Here is a 23,245-nt window from a genome sequence, read left to right as displayed (position 1 = left end):
TGAACTTTCATTAACCCTTGAGCACATAGAGGTAAAGCATGGCAAAGACCTTAACCCGTCGTCGGATTTTTGCGTTAGCCACAGTAATGTTGGCTGTTTCAGGTGGTGCGTCACAGGCTGCTGATACTGTCCGTGTTGGCTCAAAAATTGATACTGAAGGCTCATTGTTGGGCAATATTATTGTGCAGGTTCTTGATGCTAATGGGATTAAAACCACCAATAAATCCCAGTTGGGTACCACCAAAGTAGTTCGTGGGGCTATCACTGCAGGGGAGATTGATATTTACCCTGAATACACGGGTAATGGTGCCTTTTTCTTCTCTGATGAAAAAGATCCTGCCTGGAAAGATGCGAAAGCAGGTTATGAAAAAGTAAAAGCACTAGATTATGAGAAAAATAAGCTGGTGTGGCTTTCACCCGCGCCAGCGAACAATACCTGGACCATTGCTGTTCGCCAGGATTTGGTGAGCGCGAATAATTTGAAAACTTTGGATGATTTAGGTAAATGGATTAATGCGGGAGGTAAATTTAAATTAGCGGCCTCAGCTGAGTTTATTGAAAGACCTGATGCCCTGCCTGCTTTCCAACAAGCATATGGCTTCAAATTGAACCAAGACCAACTCTTATCGTTGGCTGGTGGTGACACTGCGGTAACAATTAAAGCCGCCGCTGAGCAAACCTCAGGAGTGAATGCCGCCATGGCGTATGGCACCGATGGCCCGGTAGCGGCACTCGGTTTACAAACATTGGAAGATACTAAAGGTGTACAACCTATCTATGCGCCAACCCCAATAATCCGTGAAACCACACTGAAAGCGCATCCTAATATCCCTGCTTTGCTTGATCCCGTATTTGCCACGCTTGATAGTGCAACCTTGCAAAAACTGAATGCTCGTATTGCGGTTGAAGGTCAGGATGCTAAGAAAGTCGCAGCCAATTATCTGAAAGAAAAAGGGTTTGTGAAAGGATAGTCATGTGTATCAGGGAGGGTGCTATAGCAATCAATATAAATAGCATTCCTCAATAAACAGATAATCCATTGTTTCGTCGGGGATTATCTGTCATGGAGATGGATTTTTATGTCTGTAAAAAACCGAGTCCTGTTGGCGCTGGTTATTCTGATGATTTTATCAGGAGCCGGGCTTTCTTTTGTCAGCCATGCACCGAATCGGTTGATATCAGGGCAGGGAATTTCATTAATGTCGTTGATAGTAGGGTCAGTTTGGTGGTTGTTAGTACCGATATTGATGCTGGCAAGCTTCGCTTTCTTTAAACAAACTGCTGCGCTGTATTGGGCCATAATTTTGATAGCCGAACTGCTGCTGTTCGGATTGCTATTACTGGCAGGTAAAACCGCTACACAACTTGCTGGCGGCGAAGAAAGCCTGGTTCGCACATCTCTTGGCGGTGGGTTCTGGCTGATGAGCGGGATGAGCATTTTGATTGCTATCGATAGCATGTCTCGCGTGGTTGTAAATCCTATTTTGCGCAGCGCAGCTAATGTTTTGCTGATTCTGCCCGTCGTAATATTGTTGGCTACCGGGCAACTCGATCAATTGTCACTGATGAAAGAATACGCTAATCGGCAAGATGTGTTTAATGATGCTTTATGGCAACACCTTCAAATCCTGTTTGCAACGTTAGTGCCAGCGGTACTTCTGGGTATTCCCCTTGGTCTATTCTGCTTCCGCTCTCCTCGCTTTCAAGGTGCTGTTTTTTCAACATTAAATATTATTCAAACTATTCCGTCCATTGCTTTATTTGGCCTGCTGATTGTACCTTTGGCTGGGCTAGCTGCGGCTATTCCCTGGCTGGCAGAGCATGGAGTAAGTGGTATTGGGTTAGCGCCAGCGATTGTCGCACTGGTACTTTATGCCTTATTGCCCTTAGTACGTAATGTAGTTGCCGGGTTAGATGCTGTATCAGACAGTGTTGTTGAATCGGCACGAGGAATGGGCATGACCCGCAGCCAGTTGTTCTTTCGGGTACAGATACCCATTGCCATGCCACTTATTTTATCTGGCGTTCGGATTATTGCCGTGCAGACAGTTGGGTTGGCTGTTGTCGCTGCGCTAATTGGTGCGGGTGGCTTGGGCGCGATTGTATTTCAAGGTTTGCTCAGCAGTGCATTGGACTTAGTGCTGTTGGGTGTCATCCCCGTAGTAGTGATGGCGGTAGTAGTTGATTCGCTGTTTAAATTCATCGTTATTTTTATGGATACTTCGCATCGATGATTCATTTCCATCAAGTAAGTAAATATTTTGCCGGTAAACGGGCAGTCGATAATCTAACGCTACAGATCGCGAAAGGGGAATTTACAGTATTGATAGGTACCTCGGGTTCTGGTAAGTCGACCACACTAAAAATGATTAACCGACTTATTGAACATGATGAAGGGGTAATCCATTTTGCTGGAGAGGAAATTCGTAATTATAAGCCTGAAGATATACGCCGTCGCATGGGTTATGCCATCCAATCAATAGGGCTATTCCCCCATTGGACTGTGGAGCGCAATATTGGCACCGTACCACAATTGCTCAAATGGCCCCAGGAGCGTATTCGACAGAGGGTGATTGAATTGCTTGAGTTATTGCATCTCGATCCAGAACAATTTCTTCATCGCTATCCTCATCAATTATCAGGCGGCCAGCAACAAAGGGTTGGTGTTGCTCGAGCTTTGGCCGCAGATCCAGAAGTATTGTTGATGGACGAACCCTTTGGGGCATTAGACCCAGTGACACGTTCGGCATTGCAATTCGAAATTACCCGTATTCATCAGTTATCGGGGCGGACTATTGTGCTGGTTACCCATGATATTGATGAAGCTTTGGCTTTGGCTGACCGAATAGTGTTGATGGATGGTGGGCGAGTTATCCAACAAGGGACACCTCTGGAAATGTTAACTCAGCCCGCGAATGACTTTGTTCGTGATTTCTTTGGCCGCAGTGATTTAGGGATTAAGCTGTTGTCCCTCGGGCGAGCCGAACAACGTATCAGGCGCGGTGAAACTATGCTAGGGCAACCCATACTGGGTACAACGAGTTTGCGAGAAGCACTTTCTCTATTTGTGTCACGACAGACAGATAAATTACTGGTAGCCGATGAGCAGGGGCAGCCATTGGGGGTGCTCTATTTTGCTGATTTGATTGCGGATGCAGATAAGGGCGGAGTATGAAATCGACTTCCGTCAAGATTCGTGAGGATAAGAAACACCTGATAGAGCGGCTTAAGTCAGGGCTACTTTGCGGGTTAACCGACCCTCTTTGTTGGGCATTGCTCTTATTGGCCGGTTTGGTTTTTGGTATGACCTCCTTGGGGAGCCTTTTTTCGGCGTTATTCCCTGATCTCGACAGGCCAATATATGTGCAAGATACATTTTGGTCACTGGTCGTCGCCCATGTTTTCCTGGTGCTGATTTCCAGCATTATCGCTGTTTTTATTGGGGTGAGCGCTGGTATTGCGGTGACGCGTCCAGCAGGGAAAGAGTTTCGTTCGGTGGTCGAAACTATTGTTGCGATGGGGCAGACATTCCCCCCTGTGGCGGTGCTTGCTATTGCCGTGCCGGTAATGGGTTTTAGCGAAAAGCCCGCGATTATTGCTTTAGTGCTTTATGGTTTATTACCTATTTTACAAGGGACTATCACAGGTGTTGAATCTGTTTCCCGGGATATCCGTGAGGTTGCTGAAGGTGTAGGGATGAGCACCAGGCAGATCTTGTGGCGAGTCGAATTACCGTTGGCTGCACCGGTTATTGTCGCGGGGATCCGAACGTCCGTCATTATTAATATTGGTACTGCTGCTATTGCTTCCACAGTAGGGACGAAAACCTTGGGATCGCCAATTATTATTGGGCTGAGCGGCTTTAATACCGCCTATGTTATCCAGGGGGCTATTGTGGTTGCCTTATTGGCGATTATTACAGATATGATCTTTACACGGTGGAATCGGCGTTTATCTCGCTGGAGAGAATTACAGTTTCTTCCTGTAGCAAAAAAACACTGATACTTCGGTTTTTACTGATCTTCTTATGTAGGTGCTAATATTGATTTCACTGCCGATGTACGGAGTTAGGCCACTGCAAGATGTGCAACCTTTTTTGCAATTATTGTTGCAGCAATTGTACAAGCATGGCGTCACAGCAGTCCCCGAACAATTATGTTGGCCCTCAGATTTACTGCAACATTGGCGTGATCCTACACTGCTTTTGAGTCAGACCTGTGGTTTTCCTCTCATGACTTTATTACAACAGCAAGTTCAATTGGTCGGCGCATTCAGCTATCAATCACCTTATTGCTCAGAGGAGTATTACCGCAGTTTAGTGGTGGTTCGCGCAGATGAAGAAGGTCAACAATTGTCTGACTTTCGCCATCGTGCCGTAGCCTTCAACAGCACCGACTCCCAGTCAGGATATAATGCTTTGCGTGCTTTGATTGCGCCACTGGCGATCAATGGGAAGTTCTTTTCTCGTGCAGTAGCTTCGGGTGGGCACAATCGTTCCATCGAAATGATTCAACAGCGGCAAGCCGATATTGCCGCGATAGATTGCGTAAGTTTTGCATTATTACAGCGTGATAGCCCATCAGCCGTTGTCGGATTAAAAATTATCGCGCAAACCGATCTCGCCCCAGGTTTGCCATTGATTACCTCGTTAGCGACATCCAAAGAGCAGTTAACCCAGTTGCGTCAGGCCATAACAGCCACTGTAAACTCTCCCGAGGCAAGCTCTGCTAAGAATAAGTTATTGATAAAAGGATTTAGTACATTGCCATGGTCGGCTTATAGCGTGATTAAGCAGATGGAAAAAAAGGCTGCGGCATTAGGTGTAATAACGCTTTAAAACAAGGAATATTGAAGCCCTGACTCTTGATGAAATATGTTGAGGTACAGAGCTAAGACGGCAGTAAAATGCCGTGCTGGTAGGAAGAGGTTTACCCTTAAATTTATTATGCCCCCACCGCTCACAGGTGTCTTAATGGGTCAGGGGCTTGCTAACCTTTTTGCAGCAGCGATGCCGCGAATGGATGAGGCCTTAGGGTGATTCCTGACCGTTGTTGGACAACCCGGCAGGGCCAATATCAGACAATGAACTGGACTGCGTGGTTTCAGTTACATGTGGGGTGGTTGAACGGGTATAAATGTTCAGTCCAGCCAGAAAAACGCCACCTAATGAACTCAGAGCCATTACCGCAATCAGGATAATGAGTGCTTTTCTCAGCATAATTATTTTCACTTTTTATCTAAACAGCGTGAATTATAGCCCGTTGGCGAAATGAAACAACCATGTTGCATTCTCGGGCTATTAGCGTGGTTTGAACAAAAATTTCCCCAGAGTCACCAAAACCACAGCAGAAACAATGACAGCTAACGCGCACCATTCCGTGGTGGATAAACTTTCACCGGCAAAACCAATGCCCAACAATACCGCAACTACCGGATTTACATAGGCATAGCTGGTTGCAACCGCTGGGCGGACATTTTTCAGCAAGAACATGTAAGCACTGATAGCCAGCATGGAACCAAAAACAATCAAATAGAGTAGTGAGAGGATTCCTCCCATAGAGGGCATTTGATTGAGTTCTTCGCCGCTGAATGCACTGGCAAGTAACAGAACAACGCCAGCAACCAGCATTTGTGCTGCACCAGACATCGCCCCACTGGGCAGGGCCAGCCGTGAGCTCCAGACCGAGCCGAATGCCCAGCTGGCAGACGCCAGTAATATCAACATTGCACCCAGCGGGTTACCTAATAAGTTACTACCGGTATTGAGCAATATAATGCCCACTAATCCGAGAGCAATGCCCGACCATTCCAGTTTAGTATTACGCATTCCCCATAACATACTGAAACACAGAGTAAATAATGGAACAGTCGCGACCATCACGGCAGCAATACCGGAGGGGACATGTTGGTGTTCTGCAATGGTGACCAACCCATTCCCGATAGCTAATAATAAAATACCAATTGCGCTGGCACCCATCCATTGGCGCAAAGTCGGCAGAGCATGGCCGCGAATAGCCAGGAAGCTGAACAATAAGACCCCGGCAATCAGATAGCGTAATCCTGCCATCATTAACGGTGGCCAGCTTTCGACCCCGATTCGAATGACCAGATACGTAGAACCCCAGACGAAGTATAAGGTGAACAGTGAACCGACTAGCAACCACATATTACGGTTATTTTGCTTCAGCATAGTTATTCAGTAGGAAAGGAACAGTAAAACAGAGATGTATCAGTAAACATGAGAATAGTGATCGTTACCAAAGGTTTTTATTATTTTTTTACGTTTCAATTTTTCGTCTAAAATTTTCTTTAAAACAGAGAGTTATTCTTATAGTTAACAACTATCTTGTTAATAGACAGTGACAAAAGCTACTCTTCTCAAGAAAGTAAAAATGGCCTCAGGCATGATGCATAAAATCAGGTAGCTCAACTGAGTTTATATGACAATTATCAGACAAGGTGAGTGATTTATGAGGCCGATAGGGAGTCAGATTAAAATACGCATTACTAATCTTATACGTGCTTATTCCGGTCTGGTGGCACTGTTGTCACTGTTTATGATGCCCGTAGCCGAGGCGGAACAGAGTGAATATGCTTTTTTAACTCCCAGCGCGTTACAGCATAACCAACGGGCTATCGCGCAAAATAACGAGAAAGGGCAAGAACAGATCCCTGTAGTAACACAGGAGGCTTATCGCCAGTTATTGCAGCAAGCAGACAAAATACTGAACCAACCCAACCCCAGTGTCATGGATAAAAATAGAGTTCCACCCAGCGGTTCTAAGCATGATTATCTGAGCCTCAGTGCGTATTGGTGGCCAGATAGTCAAAAAAGTGATGGTTTACCTTGGATACGCAAAGACGGGCAGATTAATCCCGCCAGTAAAAATGAAGACAGTGATGGTGTACGTTTGGCTGATTTTACTGCAAGGGTACAGGCATTGACGTTGGCCTGGTATTTTTCCGGTGAACAGAAATATGCGGATAAAGCCATTAGCCTGATTCGAACCTGGTTTATTAACCCGGATACTCGCATGAATCCTAATTTGGATTTCGCTCAGGGAGTACCGGGAATTGCCGCAGGGCGCGGAACTGGGGTTTTGGATGGGCGTTATTTTGCCACTCGCATTGTCGATTCGTTGATTATGCTACAGCAGAATAAAAACTGGACGGCGCAAGATGAAAAGCAGATTCGCCACTGGATGACAGAGTATCTACAGTGGTTACGCTACAGTGCGGCAGGTCAAAAAGAAGCTGCGGCGCAGAATAATCACGGTAATTGGTATGCTGTACAAGTGGCGGGTATCGCCTGGTATTTGCAACAACCGACTATTATCGTTGAGATGGCTGAGTTGCTGAAAACCAAACTGAATACCCAATTAGCAGCTGATGGTTCGCAACCGCTGGAGCTGGCACGAACGCGCTCATTCCATTATAGCTATTTCAGTTTGCAAGCGGCCATACTGATGGCCCAATTGGCAGATAAAGTTCATGTCGACCTGTGGCATTACCACACTCCGAATGGCAGTGGTCTAATTAAAGCGCTTGATTTTATGGCCCCTTTTTCTGACGAGCAAAACAAATGGCCCTACCATAGTCTTGATCATATGGGGGTGCGACTCGTGCCTCTGATGGTTCAGGCAGACAACGCGTTGGGTGAAAATCGCTATCAACAATGGATACAGCAAGCTGATTTTTCCGCTAAGAATAACAAGCGAAGAGGTACAGTAACTGAAGCCTTGCGTGAGATTGGTTTATTATCTGTATCGATTAACAAATAGTAGATAATAAAAAACCGGGAGTGACCTCCCGGCAAAATGTGATGACTGCTAATAAAATAAATTCACAAAACACGATGAAGCATTCAAACAATAAAGCAATGAGGGTAATGCTTACATACTCTAAATAATTCGAGCTGCATGAAGGCGGCAACTGAGCGAGTCCCTAGGAGCTTACATAAGTAAGTGACTGGGGTGAACGAAAGCAGCCAACGCATATGCAGTTTGAAGTATGACGAGTATTAATAACGATTAGAACTGATAGACTAAACCAACAGCCAGAACGTTATCAGTGTTCAGTTTCAGCTTATTATCATCGTTCAGTTGGTTGATTTTATAATCAACATAGGTAGACATGTTTTTATTGAAGTAATAGTAAGCACCGATATCAACATATTTAACTAAATCGGCATCACCAATCCCTTCGATATCTTTTCCTTTAGACTGAATATAGGCCAAAGAAGGTTTTAATCCGAAATCAAACAGATATTGCGCAACTAATTCAACGTTTTGTGTTTTATTTGCAAAACCACTGACGCTGGTTGAGACATTATTAATAACGGCGGTGCCGGAAATAGGCGTCATATTACGTGTTTCGGCGTAAGTTGCACCCAGGTAAACACCGTTATCGTCATATTTCAGGCCGGTAGTCCAGGCATCTGCTTTATCGCCTTTGCCAAATCGCCCTTCTTTCTGCGCGGTGGTGCGGTTAGATGAGGCATAGGCCGCTCCTACACTGACACCTGCGCCAATTTCATAGCTGGAAGACAAACCGAAGCCGTCACCATTCTGTTTAGCGGCATCTGCGCGACCATTGGTATTGTCAGTTTCGCTGCCGTTTTTGCCCTGATATTGCAGGGAGAACTTCAGGCCATCAACCAGGCCGAAGAAGTCAGTGTTACGGTAAGTGGCAACACCTGTTGTACGGCCAGTCATGAAGTTGTCGGTTCTGGTGTAGCTGTCATTGCCGAATTCTGGCAGCATATCGGTCCAGGCGGCGATGTCATATAATACGCCGTAGTTACGGCCATAATCGATTGAGCCTAATTTCCCATAACGTAAACCGGCAAACGCTAAACGTGTTTTGTTATCTTTTGTTTCCTGGCTTTCAGCATAGTTAGCTGCAATGTTATATTCCCACTGACCATAACCTGTCAGTTGGTCGGTAATCTGGGTGGCACCTTTAAAACCAAAGCGGACATAAGACTTGTCGCCATCACTTTTATTATTATCAGAGAAGTAGTGCAGTGCTTTTACTTTTCCGTATAAATCGAGTTTATTGCCATCTTTATTATAGATTTCTGCTGCATGTGAAGTTGTGGCAACTAATAAGGCTGGTACCAGGATTGCCAGAATATTACGTTTCATATTTTTGCCCTGTTTCTCTTATTTAAAAAGACGCGAGTAGTAGAATTTTTTTGCTGTATCCAATATCTGTCTGAATTCATCCAGCGCAGAATTTTTACCGCATCTGTGTGATACATTTATGACAAAACATAAATAACTGCGACATTGCGTAAATATTGTTCATTTTTATTGGCAATAAACTGACACTCCATCTGTAGCCTAAATAATTCGAGTGGCAGGAAGGCGGCCAGCGAGATAATCCCGATGAGCTTACATTAGTAAGTGATTCGGGTTATTGAGTGTAGCCAGCGCACATGCAGCTTGAAGTATGACGGGTATGGTGCTTTCGGGCTGACGTGAGCGTTGTGGTGTGGGACAATAGGGCAACATTCAGTTTAGATAAGATATGCATGGCGTTGTCCCCGGCAGTAAAAGAACAAATAAGTCAGTGGTATAAGGCTCTTTCGCAGCAGATTCCGGATTTTATTTCCCGTATGCCGCAGCGGCAAATGATCGCCGAAGTGGCGAAAACGCTGGCGGGTGATGCTGGTCGACATTTGGCTATTGAGGCCCCGACGGGGGTCGGAAAAACCCTGTCTTACCTGATCCCTGGTATTGCCGTCGGTCGGGCAGAAAGTAAGCCGCTGGTGGTCAGTACTGCAAATGTGGCGTTACAGGATCAGATTTACAGCAAAGATTTGCCGCTGTTGAAGAAGATTATTCCCGACCTTAAGTTCACCGGTGCCTTTGGGCGTGGGCGGTATGTCTGTCCGCGCAATCTGGCTGCGATGTGCACCGATGTTTCTGGGCAAGGGGATTTATCACTCTTTCTCGGCGATGAGTTGGCACCTGCCAATGGTGAGGAGCAGGCAACCTGTTTAGCGCTGTCCAAATCATTGAACAGCCATGTCTGGGATGGGCTGCGTGATCATCATCAGTTATCGCTCAGTGACAGTTTGTGGGCTAAATTAAGTACAGATAAAGCTAATTGCTTGGGACGTAATTGTCATTATTTTCGTGAATGTCCGTTCTTTATTGCCCGCAAGGAAATTGAGAGTGCCGATGTGGTGGTTGCCAATCATGCGTTGGTCATGGCGGCACTGGAAACCGAATCTGTGCTGCCCAATCCAAAAGAGCTGCTGCTAGTATTAGATGAAGGCCATCATCTGCCAGATGTAGCCCGTGATGCACTTGAGATTGAAGGTGAAATCACCGCCGTTTTTGCCAATATGCAGTTGGATATGATTGTTCGGCTGGTGGATCAATGCATGGTGCAATATCGGCCTAAAAACCCCCCCGGTTTAGCTCATTCCGAACGCTTAAAAGACCATTGTGAACAACTGCGTGAACTGATGTTGAGTGTCGAGCAGCAAGTTAACCAATTGCTGCCTACCGATGGTAGTCCGGCAGTATATCGTTTTGAAATGGGTGAGCTACCTGGTAGTTTGACGGAAGATTGCGCCAAATTATTCAAGTTAACCGATGCGTTACGTGGTCTGGCTGAGTTTGTTCTCAATGACCTAAGCGAACAAACTGGCAAGCACGATATCGTGCGGTTACATCGTGCCATTTTGCAAATGAGCCGGACATTGGGTTATCTGGAGGCCATGAGCAAACTTTGGCGCTTGGCAGCGATGGAAAAAGCATCGAATGCCCCGATTTCCAAGTGGATTACCCGAGATTATCGTGAGAACCAAACGCATCTCTATTTCCACTGTGTAGGAATTCGCGTTAGCGATCAGTTGGATAAAATGCTGTGGCGCAAAGTGCCGCACGTTATTGTCACTTCGGCCACTTTACGTTCGCTAAATAGTTTTTCGCGTTTACAGGAACTTAGTGGGTTGAGCGAGAAGGCCGGAGACCGATTTGAAACCTTGTCATCGCCGTTTAATCATATCGAGCAAGGAAAGCTGATTATTCCCAAAATGCGCTTTGAACCAACCATGGCCCATGAAGCTGAGCATCTGGCTGAAATGGCACAATTTTTCCGCTCGCAACACGCCAGCGGGCAGCATAAGGGCATGCTTATCCTATTTAGCAGCCACCGGGCGATGCAAACTTTTCTCAGTCATGTCACAGATCTGCGCTTGATGTTGTTAGTTCAGGGTGATCAACCGCGCTATCGGCTGGTAGAAGAGCATCGCAAGCGAGTGAAAAAGGGCACAGCCAGTGTATTAATAGGTTTGCAATCCTTTGCTGAAGGATTGGATTTGAAAGGTGAATTATTGACTCAGGTTCATATCCACAAAATTTCATTTCCCCCTATCGACAGCCCGGTTATTTTGACCGAAGGGGAATGGCTTAAGTCGTTGAAGCGCTACCCGTTTGAGGTGCAAAGTTTGCCAAGTGCTTCATTTAACTTGATTCAGCAGGTTGGACGTTTGATTCGCAGTAACCAATGCCACGGTGAAATTGTTATTTATGACCGACGTTTATTAACCAAGGGTTATGGTTCGCGATTGTTGGCGGCGCTACCTGTTTTCCCTATTGAACAGCCAGATATGCCGGAGGGCAAAGTTGTTCCTACTCCCATGGTAAAGCCGGCTGCTAAGGCCTCAGGGAAGAAAGCACGAAGCAAGCGAACTGCCTTATAGTGGCCGCTGAGCTGGTTTGGTTATGAAGCGGAGTGAGTAATTGTTCTGATTGATAATTGGCCAGCTTACATTTCTATTTTACTTAAATTTCATGGTAAATCTCATTCCTCAAATTAATGATTTCTGAAAAAAACCATTTGATCTGAAATCTTTTCTGATAGGCATACATCCAGTGACTAAGCTTATATCAGCCGCTGGTGAGCTGATCCTAACAAGTCAAGCCCGGCTGTACCTCCGGTGAAAATTGCTGGTTATTGGTTAGCGGCAATGCTAACTGCTATCGACTATTTGGCGGGTAGAGGTAGAGCAGAATGAAACAGCTAATGGCAGAGTTTATTGGCACTTTCTGGCTGGTGTTAGGCGGGTGTGGCAGTGCAGTATTGGCGGCAATGTTCCCGGTGGCGGGTATCGGATTTCTTGGTGTGGCGTTGGCTTTTGGGCTGACTGTTGTCACGATGGCTTATGCATTAGGGCATGTCTCTGGTGCGCATTTTAACCCTGCGGTATCGCTTGGTTTATGGGTAGGAGGTCGTTTTTCTGGTGCGCAATTGATTCCTTATATCATTGCACAAGTGCTGGGGGGACTAGCCGGGGCAGCAGTTTTATATTTAATCGCCAGTGGCAAGGCTGGTTTCGATGTGACTGCCGGATTCGCCAGTAACGGATTTGGGGTCCGCTCACCGGGGGGTTATAGCTTACAAGCGGTATTGGTCGCTGAAGTGATTCTAACGATGGGGTTCGTGATGGTTATTATGGGGGCGACGGATATACGTTCTCCGGCAGTAGCCGCTCCGCTGGCGATCGGTCTGTGTCTTACACTGATTCACTTAATCAGCATTCCGGTAGATAACACTTCAGTTAATCCAGCTCGTAGCACCGGGGTGGCTATTTTTGCCGGTGGAATTGCATTGCAGCAATTATGGGTATTTTGGTTAGCACCTTTAGTGGGTGGGGCCTTAGGGGGCGCTATCTACCGTGCGCTATTTAGCCCACCGGAAGAGTTGAATAATATATAGAGAGATATAAGGTCACTGCAGCGCTTCATCCTCAGTAGTGGCCTGTTTCCCCGCAAACTGACCGCTATTAACTCTGTGAGTGATATTGTTACCCGCAGTCTTTATCCCCCACTTAACCTGATAACTATTTCGGGTATATCCATCCCTATCGATGATAGAGTTTCAGTAATATCTATATTTTCGAAACATTGATAGGGGAAATGCCGCATCATGGATTACAGCAAAATTATCAAAGAGATTGGGCGCGGTAAAAATCATGCCCGCGATTTGGATAAGGATACCGCTTGTGAACTGTATAAAGCGATGCTGGCCGGGCGAGTGCCCGCGTTGGAATTGGGTGCCATTCTGATTGCATTTCGTATCAAAGGTGAGTCTGAACAGGAAATCCTGGGATTTTATCAGGCAATGCAAGAACGCGTTATGTCCCTGCGCGCACCATCTGGCCGTCCGTTACCGGTCGTCATTCCAAGCTACAATGGAGCGCGTAAACAAGCTAATCTCACCCCCTTATTGGCATTATTGCTTTCACGTCTTGGGCTACCCGTGGTGGTTCACGGGGTGACAGAGGATAGCAGTCGGGTGACCAGTGCCGAGATTTTCCAGCAGTTAGATATCCCTTGGTCACACAACGCAACCGAGGCTCAACAGCGCCTGGATAATGGACTGCCGGTGTTTATTCCCGTTTCAGCGCTGTCCGCTCAATTGGATGAGCAATTACAACAACGCTGGCGTATGGGGGTCAGAAACAGTAGTCACACCTTGGCAAAGTTGGCAACGCCCTTTATCCACGAACCCCACCTGCGCCTGGCCAGTGTTTCCCATCCAGAATATATGCAAAAAGTCGGCAGTTTTTTCCAGGCGATTAATGCCCCCGCCTTGTTGCAGCAAGGAACTGAGGGGGAAGTCTATGCAAACCCGTTACGTTGCCCACCAATTCACTATATCAATGACGGTGAACAGCAAATATTACTGGATCGCCAACCAGAATCTGGCGGGCTTGAATTACCCTCGTCGAAGGATGCAACTATAACAGCACGCTGGATTGAGCGTTGTTTGGTCGGTACTTTGCCTATTCCTGATTCAATCCAAAAACAGCTTGCATGCTGTTTGATGGCTGCAGGGCAAGTGAATAGTGTTGAGCTTGCCCTGCAACAGATTAGTGACCCGGATGGAATCAACATCATTCGTTAGGTGCTTATCACTAATATTTATCTTTTAAGGTTTTAGAATAGCATTATATTTACAGTGCAAATTTTTTGTTATTTCTTTATTTATACATTGAATTATATGGTTTTTTATTTTGAATTGGCTCAATCTTGTTGTTTACTTTTAGAGGGGTGAGTAGCGAATTTTTTCGTTTCACCCATCTAACTGACTATTAATAAATCATTGCTAAAAAGGAACACCATGCAACAAGCTTTGAACTATTTTATTGCTCTAAATAAGGATTATCTGGCGGTCCATCAGGCCAAAGAAGCACTTTTTTGGCAGAATTATATGGGGCTGGGTGGGGAGGATATTGCACAGCAATTCTCTGCTGCCGAGACTGTTTATAAGCGTTTTATCGCACAAAGCCATCGTTTAAAAGAGTTACGTGATTTGATTGCTCAAGTGGAAAGTAAACCCACCACGGTGGAGCGTGATGAGTTACTGCACGGTTTGCAAGGGTGGTATCGCTTTTTTGATTGTAATGCTATCGAAGACCCGAACACACAAGCCTTACTGGATAAAATTATTGCTGCGGAATCATCTCTTTATCAGCGGCGCAAGAGTCTTACTCTAACCCATCTCAATACTGCTGGTGAGCGTGTTTCCGCTTCCTTGGGGGAGTTATTAACCAACCAAGGTACCAATGAGAATGCGGAATGTCGGCATAGTTCACATTTGGCGTTACGTGAATTGGAACAATGGCTACTACATAATGGCTTGCCCGAACTAATCAGTTTGCGTAATCGTTTTGCGCGGAATTTGGGTTATCGCAATTACTTTGATTACAAAGTGAATAAAACCGAGCAGATGACTCCAGAACAGTTATTTGCCATTTTAGACCGTTTCGAAGAACAGACTCGTGAGGCGAATTTACGCAGTTTACAGCAATTAGCGGAAGAGAGAGGCCCAGAAACGCTGGAGCCATGGAATATCCGCTTTGCCAGTGGGGGCGACGTCACCCGCCAGTTAGACCCCTATTTCCCTTTTGCCGAGTCACTAGATCGCTGGGTCAATAGCTTTAAGCGGCTGCATATTGGTTTTCGCGGCGCACAGATGAATTTGGATCTGCTGGTGCGCAAAGGAAAATATGAAAATGGATTTATGCATGGGCCAGTCCCGCCTTTTATTGATCAGGGTAAATGGATACCGGCGCGCATTAACTTCACAAGTTTGGCTAAACCTGATCAGGTCGGAAGTGGTGCTTCGGGCCTAAATACGTTATTCCACGAAGGTGGTCATGCAGCTCATTTTTCTAATATTGTGCAAAACTCACCATGTTTCTCACAAGAGTTCCCTCCGACTTCAATGGCCTATGCCGAAACGCAATCTATGTTCTGTGATAGCCTGCTCGATGATGCTGACTGGTTAAAACGTTATGCTAAAAATAGTGCGGGTGAATCCGTTCCTGATGCATTAATTCATGAAAGTATTCAGGCGCGGCAACCTATGCGAGCTTTTAATGATCGTCACATTTTATTAGTGCCTTATTTTGAATGGCAGCTTTATCAGTGGGATGATACACAACGCACACCAGAAGCGATGACTCAACTTGCTCGGGATATTGAGCTGAAAATTTTGGGTGTCAGCGGCAGCCCACGTCCGACATTGGCCATACCGCATTTATTATCAATGGAATCCGCTTGCTCGTATCAAGGTTATTTATTGGCATTGATGGCCGTAGAGCAAACCCGGGCATTTTTCCTCAAACGCGACGGTTATCTGACAGATAACCCGGCTATCGGCCCAGATCTCGCCGAGCATTATTGGCGGTCCGGTAACAGTGTCAGCCATGATGAGACGCTGTATAGCCTGACAGGGGAAGGCTTCAATCCAGATTATCTGGCGAATGTGTGTAATCAAACCGTTGAAGAGGCCTGGCATCAGGCACAGAAGACAATTGAACTGGCGGCAATGCGCCCACAACCGGCAGCAGATTTTGACTTAAACGTCAGTCTGCGAGTGGTTGATGGAGATGAATCTCTGGCTGACAATCAGCAGGGGGATGAGGCTATGTGCCGTACATTCGCCAGCATAATAAATACACGGCTCCAGTCAATATGAATCCTTGTTCTGTATGCATAAAAAAGCCCATCAGTTTTGCTGGTGGGCTTTTTCTCTTACAGCAATGATAGGGCTGATGTGCTCCGCTAATATTACTGCAGTGTATCAAGGGCTAATTAGTTATAAATAACCGCAGTACCGTGCATCAAGTTATTACCTGTTGCTGAAGTGATAGTGTAGGCTTTAGCGCCGGCAGCATCGGCTTTTTCTGCCAGTTGCGCTTTCAAGCTACTCAGGTCAGTAACGCCACTGACGGAAATCACACCCACTTGCTCTAATTTAGCCGCATCCTGACTGTTGACGTACTCAGCAGCAAAACTACCGAAAGATAAAGTAGACAGGGCGATAACTGCAACGAAATTTTTGATGTTTTTCATGTTCTATTCCTATTCGGTTTTAAGTTTGAAAGGGCGTTCCCTTTCGATAGAAGCTATGTTACGCCCTTGGTGTAATTTTGAAACCGGATAGAATTGAGTTACTTGTTCAAAATATTTGACTGAAAATTACCGAGGTTTCATCCCCTCAGGCCGTAACAGATCAAACCGTAAATCATCAGTAATCTGGTAATAAGCGCTGGGCCCACCACCTCGTAAAATAGGCTGGGCGGTCGCTGTTTGGTAAACTCCCTCGGCATTGAGTAGTTCACAATGAATATGCACGGCGATAACTTCACCTAAAACCAGCCAGTTATTAATTACTGCTCCTTCAGCATTTTTTAACTGAATACATTGCGTCAATTTACATTCAAAATTAACCGGACTTTCTGCCACGCAATCGACATTGACTCGGCGTCCACGTCTGGCGGTCAATCTGGCAAACTGAAACTCATCTTGATCTCGTGGCAGAGAGGCTGAGCTATTATTCATGGCCTCGGCCAGCTGGCGGGTCGCCAGATTCCAGACAAATTCTCCGGTTTCAGTGATATTCGCAACGCTATCTTTCCAACCACTGCGGGAAAAACCAATAATTGGTGGGCGGTCACTAAAGCAATTAAAGAAACTATAAGGCGCAAGGTTACGTTGGCCAGACCCACTGACTGAGGAGATCCAACCAATAGGGCGCGGGCTAATAATGGACTTCAGTGGATCATGCGGCAGACCGTGGCCTGCTGCTGGCTCGTAGTAATAATAGTTTTCTGCGCTCATACATTCCTAAATTGCACAATGATCAGATAAGGCCAGAAAAGGTAAATTCATCCGGTATTCTGGTTTGAGATAAATCGACGGGTAGCGAGCAGCCTCTTTTGCTGCTGACCCGTTTCACATGAATTTATGCTATCTTACGCGCCAGAAAATGCCTATCAGAGAGTCAGTACGATGGAAAACAAAAAAGTATTCCCGAAAGAAAAAAGTGGATTGCACCCGCGCAACCGTCATCGCTCACGTTATGACTTTGATGCTCTGTCAGTGAGTTGCCCCGAGCTAATCCCTTTTTTGGCACCGACTGCTTACGGGGATATTTCCATCGACTTCGCTTCCCCACTGGCAGTGAAAATGCTGAACAAGGCATTATTAAAACATTTTTATGGCATTGAATATTGGGACATTCCGGCTGACTTTTTATGCCCACCCATCCCAGGTCGCGCCGATTATGTGCATCATCTGGCTGATTTATTAGCCAGTTGCAATGGCGGAGTTATCCCGCAAGGTAAGAATGTTGCGATTCTGGATATTGGTGTGGGTGCAAACTGTATTTACCCTATTATTGGTCAACGGGAATACGGCTGGCGCTTCACCGGGACTGACATTGACCCGCAAGCTCTGAGTGCGGCAAAAATGGTGGTATCCATGAATCCGACACTGAAAAATACCCTGCGGCTTAAGCAACAAAAAAATCCGCAAGCGATTTTCAACGGTATCTTGGCGGTGAATGAGCGCTATGATGCCACATTGTGTAATCCGCCGTTCCACGGCTCAGCAGAAGAAGCAGCAGCAACTACGCGACGTAAACTGCATAAACTGGGTAAAAGTGAAGTTGCAGCCAGGCCGGTACAAAACTTTGGTGGTAAAAATAGTGAGCTATGGTGTGAGGGTGGGGAAGAGGGTTTTGTCAGCCGTATGGTGGCAGAGAGCGCGACGAAGGCACAAAACTGCTTCTGGTTTACTTCACTGATTTCTAAAAAAACAACATTACCTGCTATCTATCATGCTCTGCGTTACGCCAATGCAGTTGAAGTTCGTACCATTGATATGGCCCAAGGGCAAAAAGTCAGCCGCTTTGTTGCATGGACGTTCCTGACGCCGGAGCAACAGGCGGCCTGGAAAGCTGAACGCTGGTAATCCCCTTCGTCCTTGACGCTAGAGGGGGGGGAGCGGCGTGCACTCAACCGAGTCACTGACTGTTCGTTGATCTTAGAATAAATAAGCTCATCGGGATGCGTTTACTGGTCATCTGGTGGCAATATTCAATCATCTGGATATTGCCCTATTTACTGCTATTTTATTTCAATATCGGTCAGTTAGCTTTCAATCTAAATACTTTCGGCTATGCTAATTAAGATAATTCTTAGTTGGGCGATATTGCCGACAAGTGTAGGTTTTATTTTTTCTCTATATTTAATTTTATTTACTCAGCTATCTCATCGTCCAGGGTGAAGAATAAAGCTTAAAGAAAATTCTATTAAGGGTTTTCCGGGCTTTGTTGTGCAAACACGTTGATGGTCACATGACTTATTTGCAGCACGATCTTTCACCATAAGGACTCAACTTATGTTGTTTAATTTCAGCTCATCTCATGTATCAAAGCGCGCCGAACTGACCTCGATTGATAGTGCCGTTCCTATGATTATTTTCCAACCTGATGGCACAGTAAAATACGCTAATTCCTTATTTCTACAGGCTATGGGATACCAACGAGAAGAGATAGTCGGGAAGCATCATAAACTGTTTTGTGACCCCAAATATCTACAAAGTGATGCTTACCGTCGCCACTGGCAATTACTCAATGAAGGGCGGGCCATTACCGATAATGTTAAACGCATTCGTAAGGATGGCAGTATTATTTGGCTACAAGGGACATATACACCGGTGCTCGATAGCCAAGGCCGGGTGGTGGAAATCATTAAACTTGCCAGTGATGTGACTGAGCGAATGTTGCAGTCTCAGGAACACCAGAGTTTATTGGCTGCGCTAAATCGCTCAATGGGAATGATCACCTTCACACCTCAAGGTATTATTTTAGATGCCAATGATAATTTGCTAAATGTTATTGGTTATTCACTGGCTGATATTCGGCATAAATCTCATCAGATTTTGTGTGCTCCAGAATTCGCCCACTCCGATGAATATCGTGATCATTGGCAGCGGTTAGCCCGCGGTGAGTTCATTGTTGGGCGCTTTGAGCGCATAAACAGTCGTGGTCAGCGTGTTTGGCTGGAAGCGAGCTATAACCCGATTATGGACAAGGAGGGGCAGGTACTGAAAGTGGTGAAAATCGCGCAGGATATAACGCAATTGATGTTGCAGCAGGAGCAGGAAGAGAATCTGATTCGTGATGTGCATCATTTATCATTAACCACCGATCGGTCAGCATCGCAAGGGGCTGAGATTGTCCAGCAAGCCGTTCGCGGTATGCAGGAAGTAGAGTCGGTTGCTCGCGAAACTTCTTATGTTATCAGCGAGTTAGGTCGTTGCTCGACTGAAATTGGCACCATTGTTGAAGCCATTCGTAAAATTTCCTCGCAAACTAACTTATTGGCAATCAATGCTTCAATAGAAGCGGCTCATGCCGGTGAACACGGTAAAGGTTTTTCTGTCGTGGCGAGTGAAGTGCGTATATTGGCAGAAAGTTCACGTAAAGCAGCCACTGAAATCGAGCATATGACCAAGACTATTCAGAGCGGTGTGATGGCGGCCATCAAGGGCATGGGCGTGTGTGTCGAGCAGGCTGGCGGTGGTGTTACGTTGACCCAAGATGCCGGTGAAGTTATCCATCAGGTGAATATTGGGATGCAAGATGTGGTGAAGTTGATGACAGCCTTTTCTCAGGTCAAGAATCAGCAAACCCATATATGACTGGGTACTAGCACAAAAAAAGGCGGATATCAGTAAAGATACCCGCCTTTTCTATTTTAACCACATGACTTTATTGCTCTACTAACCCGTACATCAGGAAACGTGTTGCAGGAATTCCCGTAAACGTTCACTGGGTGGATTTGAGATTAAACTATCTGGGTCACCATCTTGTGCCACCCGGCCTTTATCGATAAAGATCAGGCGTGATGCCACTTTTTGCGCAAAGCCCACTTCGTGGGTAACGATAACCATTGTCATGCCTTCTTCAGCCAAATCTTTCATTACCGTCAAGACTTCATGACGCAATTCCGGATCCAGTGCTGAGGTGGGTTCATCAAACAGCATGAGCTTAGGTTTGACCGCCAGAGCACGGGCGATAGCCACGCGCTGCTGTTGCCCACCGGATAGCTCCGCTGGGTAATGATGAGCACGCTCTTCCAATCCCACTTTGGTCAATAGCTCCATAGCGAGTTTGTTAGCCGCTTCCTTAGACGCTCCACGCACACGGATGGGGCCAAATGCCACGTTTTCCAGCGCAGTCAAATGCGGGAACAGGTAAAACTGTTGGAATACCATACCTGCTTCCTGACGAATCAGGCGTTCATCAACTTTGGGATCATTGACATCCAGACCATCGACAATCAGCTGACCACTGGTAATGACTTCCAGCTTATTGATACAACGCAGCAGGGTAGATTTACCCGAGCCGGAAGGACCAATAATAACCACCACTTCTCCCTTGGTGATATTCAGATTGATGTCGTGGAGCACCTGGGTTTTACCAAAGTGTTTGGAGACGTTTTTGAATTCAATCATATTATTTTCAGTTTTCTTTCTAACCGGCGCAGAACGAAGCTCAGAGCCAAGGTGATTATCAGGTAGATAACCGCAACCGCACTCCAAATTTCCATGGCGCGGAAATTACCGGCAATAATTTCCTGACCCTGGCGAGTCAGTTCAGCTACGCCAATCACGATAAACAGTGAGGTATCTTTGATGCTGACGATCCATTGGTTACCCAATGGTGGCAGCATGCGGCGCAGAGCTAAAGGTGCAATCACGTAGCGCAAGGTATCGCGTTTGGACAAGCCCAACGCCAGACCGGCTTCACGGAACCCATTATGAATTGACAGCACCGCACCACGGGTAATTTCCGCGATGTATGCGCCTGAGTTAATCATGATCGTCACAACGGCTGCTGAGAAGGGATCGATGCGCACCGGCATCATCATCGGCAACGCGAAGTAGATGAACATCACCTGCACCACAATTGGCGTGCCACGGATCAACTCAATAAACACTAATGCGATATTTCTGCTCAGCCAGCCGCCATAGGCGCGGGCAAAACCTGCTATAACCCCAATAATCAGGCCGCCAAGCAACCCCAGGACCGAGATCCACAGGGTTAACTTGGCGCCTTCAAGCAGGATTGGGATGGCGGGCCAAATAGCGCTCCATTCAAACTGCATGGATATTCTCCTGGTTATACTCGTCATTCTTCAAGCTGCAGGTGCGTTGGTTACGTTCGTTCACCCCAGTCACTTACCTGTGTAAGCTCTTGGGGACTCACTCGCTTGCCGCCTTCCTGCAACTCGAATTATTTAGAGTATAAAAAATTTAAAAATGAATTACTTAGGTTCTACACCGAACCATTTTTTATAAATTGCAGCGTAAGTACCATCTTCTTTCAGGGATTTCAGCGCGGCGTTAACTTTTTCACGCAGGTCACTGCCTTGTGGGAAGGCTACACCATATTGTTGAGCTTTAATGGAATCGCCCACGGCTTTGAACTGGCCATTACCGGCAGTTTTGATGAAGTAAAGGATGTTGGGTGTGTCATGCAAAACAGCATCAGCATTACCTGTACCTAACTCCAAATACGCATTGTCGATATTCGGGAACTGGCGCAGGTCTTTGGTTTTGATATTGGCTTTGGCATAATCGACAGAGCCGGTGCCGCTTTTCACTGCCAGCACTTTGCCTTTCAGATCAGCTTCGCCTTTGATGTCGTTGTTATTCGCTTTAACCATCACCAGCAAGCCGCTGTTGTAATAGCCATCAGAGAAATCGACTGCTTTTTTACGCTCATCGGTAATGGTGATCCCGGCCAGTGCCAGATCCACATTTTTAGTTTGCAACGCAGGAATGATGCCACTGAAATCCATTGGTTTCAGGGTGTATTTCAGATCCAGTTTTTTCGCGATGGCATCCCATAAGTCGATATCGAAACCGACATATTTATCCCCTTGTTTGAACTCAAAAGGAACGAATGCGGTGTCTGTTGCAACAATCAGTTCTTTTTCTGCGGCGTGGGAGCTAACGGCAAAGGCCAGCGCGAGAGCGGCCAATGAAACTTTGACAAGTGACTTCATAAGTGGGAGTTCCTTTGTGCTTTTGTGGATATACCCTTTGTTGCTGATATTGCGGTTAAACTGCAATGCCAATCGCTAGGGGCATGAGGATCCATTTTTATATTTCAGGGTGCAATATGAAAAGATCGTGCCAGAAATGCAAGTTATTTAAAAATAAAGAATTTTCTCAGGCTAATTCTCAAGCTATAGGTTAATTGGCTTTGATTGCACCAAAATAGCCCACCAAAATGGTGCGTTAATATCATTATGGTGCAAGTATCCAATTATTTACTTATTATTAACTCGGCAGTCAATAATAAACAATCTATAACCAACATTAATGTAACAATATTGTTAACTGTATCGGGTTTTTGTTCGAAAAGAGGGCAATGTTGAAGAATGTTGAAGAGAGGGGGAACTATCTGAGCTGGCTATCTTTACTACCACGTCGGTTATACCCTGAATGGATTGTTTGATGTTTATCTAATTCGTTTTGGCAGGTCAGGCAATGTTTAACGCCGGCCAGCGCTTTGCTTCTGGAATGATTTGACCACATTCCAGGCAATACATTTCGCTATCACCTTTGCCAAGCGCGAGACGTGCACGCTCAATAGCATCTTCAAGCGTGGAGTCAATTTGCTCTTGTACTGCACCGTCACTAGCCCATCCACTTGCCATATGACCTCCGAAAACAGAGCCGGATAGCCGGCCCTGTTTGATTAATCATTACATTGATTATTTTTCAAATCTTTCATCTTTCAAACTGTATACCCTAAATAATTCGAGTTACAGGAAGGCGGCCACTGAGCGACAAATTGGTTGTAAACCATTTTGAACAGCGCTTGCGCTGGTCCGTAGGGTGAGCCTCTGATGAGG

General features: G+C 46.0%; 20 protein-coding genes and 1 pseudogene. 12 read left to right on the top strand and 9 right to left on the bottom strand.

The window, feature by feature from the left end; all coding sequences use genetic code 11:
• Positions 1 to 38 precede the first annotated feature (38 nt).
• The 5 genes from ACF3VQ_RS14045 to ACF3VQ_RS14025 all read left to right on the top strand — a co-directional run bounded on the left by ACF3VQ_RS14045 (position 39) and on the right by ACF3VQ_RS14025 (position 4,837).
• Entirely contained in the window at positions 39 to 971 is a 933-nt protein-coding gene (locus tag ACF3VQ_RS14045; protein ID WP_392431697.1) for an ABC transporter substrate-binding protein, read from the top strand.
• 108 nt (positions 972 to 1,079) lie between these two features.
• The gene (locus ACF3VQ_RS14040; RefSeq protein ID WP_392431695.1) at positions 1,080 to 2,234 is read left to right on the top strand and encodes an ABC transporter permease; all 1,155 of its coding nucleotides are present in this window, start codon (positions 1,080 to 1,082) and stop codon (positions 2,232 to 2,234) included.
• A complete protein-coding gene (locus tag ACF3VQ_RS14035; protein ID WP_392431693.1) occupies positions 2,231 to 3,175 on the top strand; it encodes an ABC transporter ATP-binding protein in 945 nt (314 codons plus the stop codon). The genes ACF3VQ_RS14040 and ACF3VQ_RS14035 overlap by 4 nt, the downstream gene beginning before the upstream one ends.
• A 128-nt stretch (positions 3,176 to 3,303) precedes the next feature.
• Entirely contained in the window at positions 3,304 to 4,002 is a 699-nt protein-coding gene (locus tag ACF3VQ_RS14030) for an ABC transporter permease (RefSeq protein WP_392435592.1), read from the top strand.
• A gap of 55 nt (positions 4,003 to 4,057) precedes the next feature.
• On the top strand, positions 4,058 to 4,837 hold the full coding sequence (locus ACF3VQ_RS14025; protein ID WP_392435591.1) for a phosphate/phosphite/phosphonate ABC transporter substrate-binding protein: 780 nt from the start codon (positions 4,058 to 4,060) through the stop codon (positions 4,835 to 4,837).
• A 192-nt stretch (positions 4,838 to 5,029) separates the two neighbouring features.
• Here ACF3VQ_RS14025 and ACF3VQ_RS14020 read toward each other — a convergent pair whose 3' ends face one another.
• Together ACF3VQ_RS14020 and yedA are read right to left on the bottom strand one after the other, a co-directional pair.
• Complete coding sequence (locus ACF3VQ_RS14020; protein ID WP_392431691.1) at positions 5,030 to 5,218, bottom strand: hypothetical protein; 189 nt, start codon at positions 5,216 to 5,218, stop codon at positions 5,030 to 5,032.
• Positions 5,219 to 5,299: 81 nt separating this feature from the next.
• A complete protein-coding gene (yedA, locus tag ACF3VQ_RS14015) occupies positions 5,300 to 6,190 on the bottom strand; it encodes a drug/metabolite exporter YedA (protein WP_392431689.1) in 891 nt (296 codons plus the stop codon).
• A 280-nt stretch (positions 6,191 to 6,470) separates the two neighbouring features.
• Here yedA and ACF3VQ_RS14010 point away from each other — a divergent pair, with 280 nt between their 5' ends.
• Positions 6,471 to 7,781, top strand: a complete 1,311-nt coding sequence (locus tag ACF3VQ_RS14010; RefSeq protein ID WP_392431688.1) for an alginate lyase family protein — start codon at positions 6,471 to 6,473, stop codon at positions 7,779 to 7,781.
• Between the two features lie 249 nt (positions 7,782 to 8,030).
• Here ACF3VQ_RS14010 and ompF2 read toward each other — a convergent pair whose 3' ends face one another.
• Positions 8,031 to 9,146, bottom strand: coding sequence for a porin OmpF2 (gene ompF2, locus ACF3VQ_RS14005; protein ID WP_392431686.1), 1,116 nt, complete (start codon positions 9,144 to 9,146; stop codon positions 8,031 to 8,033).
• Positions 9,147 to 9,535: 389 nt separating this feature from the next.
• Here ompF2 and dinG point away from each other — a divergent pair, with 389 nt between their 5' ends.
• The 4 genes from dinG (at position 9,536) to ACF3VQ_RS13985 (ending at position 16,005) form a co-directional block, all read left to right on the top strand.
• Positions 9,536 to 11,719 carry an ATP-dependent DNA helicase DinG gene (dinG, locus tag ACF3VQ_RS14000; RefSeq protein WP_392431684.1) on the top strand — a complete coding sequence of 728 codons (2,184 nt, stop codon included), beginning with the start codon at positions 9,536 to 9,538 and terminating at the stop codon, positions 11,717 to 11,719.
• 311 nt (positions 11,720 to 12,030) lie between these two features.
• Entirely contained in the window at positions 12,031 to 12,735 is a 705-nt protein-coding gene (gene aqpZ / locus ACF3VQ_RS13995; RefSeq protein ID WP_392431682.1) for an aquaporin Z, read from the top strand.
• A 210-nt stretch (positions 12,736 to 12,945) separates the two neighbouring features.
• On the top strand, positions 12,946 to 13,926 hold the full coding sequence (gene ybiB / locus ACF3VQ_RS13990; RefSeq protein ID WP_392431680.1) for a DNA-binding protein YbiB: 981 nt from the start codon (positions 12,946 to 12,948) through the stop codon (positions 13,924 to 13,926).
• A gap of 216 nt (positions 13,927 to 14,142) precedes the next feature.
• Positions 14,143 to 16,005: a M3 family metallopeptidase gene (locus ACF3VQ_RS13985; protein WP_392431678.1), complete on the top strand. Its 1,863-nt coding sequence runs from the start codon at positions 14,143 to 14,145 to the stop codon at positions 16,003 to 16,005.
• Positions 16,006 to 16,121: 116 nt separating this feature from the next.
• Here the strand turns inward: ACF3VQ_RS13985 and ACF3VQ_RS13980 are convergent, their stop codons facing one another.
• Positions 16,122 to 16,382: a YdgH/BhsA/McbA-like domain containing protein gene (locus tag ACF3VQ_RS13980; RefSeq protein WP_392431677.1), complete on the bottom strand. Its 261-nt coding sequence runs from the start codon at positions 16,380 to 16,382 to the stop codon at positions 16,122 to 16,124.
• Positions 16,383 to 16,508: 126 nt separating this feature from the next.
• Positions 16,509 to 17,150 (bottom strand): flavin reductase family protein, encoded by a 642-nt coding sequence (locus ACF3VQ_RS13975; RefSeq protein ID WP_392431675.1) that lies wholly within the window; start codon positions 17,148 to 17,150, stop codon positions 16,509 to 16,511.
• A gap of 171 nt (positions 17,151 to 17,321) precedes the next feature.
• Between ACF3VQ_RS13975 and rlmF the strand changes: the two genes are divergently transcribed.
• Both rlmF and ACF3VQ_RS13965 read left to right on the top strand, forming a co-directional pair.
• Complete coding sequence (rlmF, locus tag ACF3VQ_RS13970) at positions 17,322 to 18,284, top strand: 23S rRNA (adenine(1618)-N(6))-methyltransferase RlmF (RefSeq protein ID WP_392431673.1); 963 nt, start codon at positions 17,322 to 17,324, stop codon at positions 18,282 to 18,284.
• Positions 18,285 to 18,713: 429 nt separating this feature from the next.
• Complete coding sequence (locus ACF3VQ_RS13965) at positions 18,714 to 20,018, top strand: PAS domain S-box protein (protein WP_392431671.1); 1,305 nt, start codon at positions 18,714 to 18,716, stop codon at positions 20,016 to 20,018.
• 93 nt (positions 20,019 to 20,111) lie between these two features.
• On the opposite strand, the gene glnQ is transcribed toward ACF3VQ_RS13965, so the two are convergent.
• The 4 genes and pseudogenes from glnQ to ACF3VQ_RS13945 all read right to left on the bottom strand — a co-directional run bounded on the left by glnQ (position 20,112) and on the right by ACF3VQ_RS13945 (position 23,047).
• Positions 20,112 to 20,834: a glutamine ABC transporter ATP-binding protein GlnQ gene (gene glnQ, locus ACF3VQ_RS13960; RefSeq protein ID WP_392431669.1), complete on the bottom strand. Its 723-nt coding sequence runs from the start codon at positions 20,832 to 20,834 to the stop codon at positions 20,112 to 20,114.
• Positions 20,831 to 21,487 carry a glutamine ABC transporter permease GlnP gene (gene glnP, locus ACF3VQ_RS13955; protein WP_005168189.1) on the bottom strand — a complete coding sequence of 219 codons (657 nt, stop codon included), beginning with the start codon at positions 21,485 to 21,487 and terminating at the stop codon, positions 20,831 to 20,833. Before glnP ends, glnQ begins: the two co-directional genes overlap by 4 nt.
• Before the next feature lie 159 nt (positions 21,488 to 21,646).
• Entirely contained in the window at positions 21,647 to 22,390 is a 744-nt protein-coding gene (gene glnH / locus ACF3VQ_RS13950) for a glutamine ABC transporter substrate-binding protein GlnH (RefSeq protein ID WP_025377729.1), read from the bottom strand.
• Positions 22,391 to 22,787: 397 nt separating this feature from the next.
• A pseudogene (locus tag ACF3VQ_RS13945) lies at positions 22,788 to 23,047 on the bottom strand (DksA/TraR family C4-type zinc finger protein).
• Between the last annotated feature and the right edge of the window lie 198 nt (positions 23,048 to 23,245).

The sequence above is a fragment of the Yersinia fenwicki genome (assembly GCF_043099325.1).
Taxonomy (GTDB): Bacteria; Pseudomonadota; Gammaproteobacteria; order Enterobacterales; family Enterobacteriaceae; genus Yersinia.
This window is presented reverse-complemented; position numbering and strand designations above follow the sequence as displayed.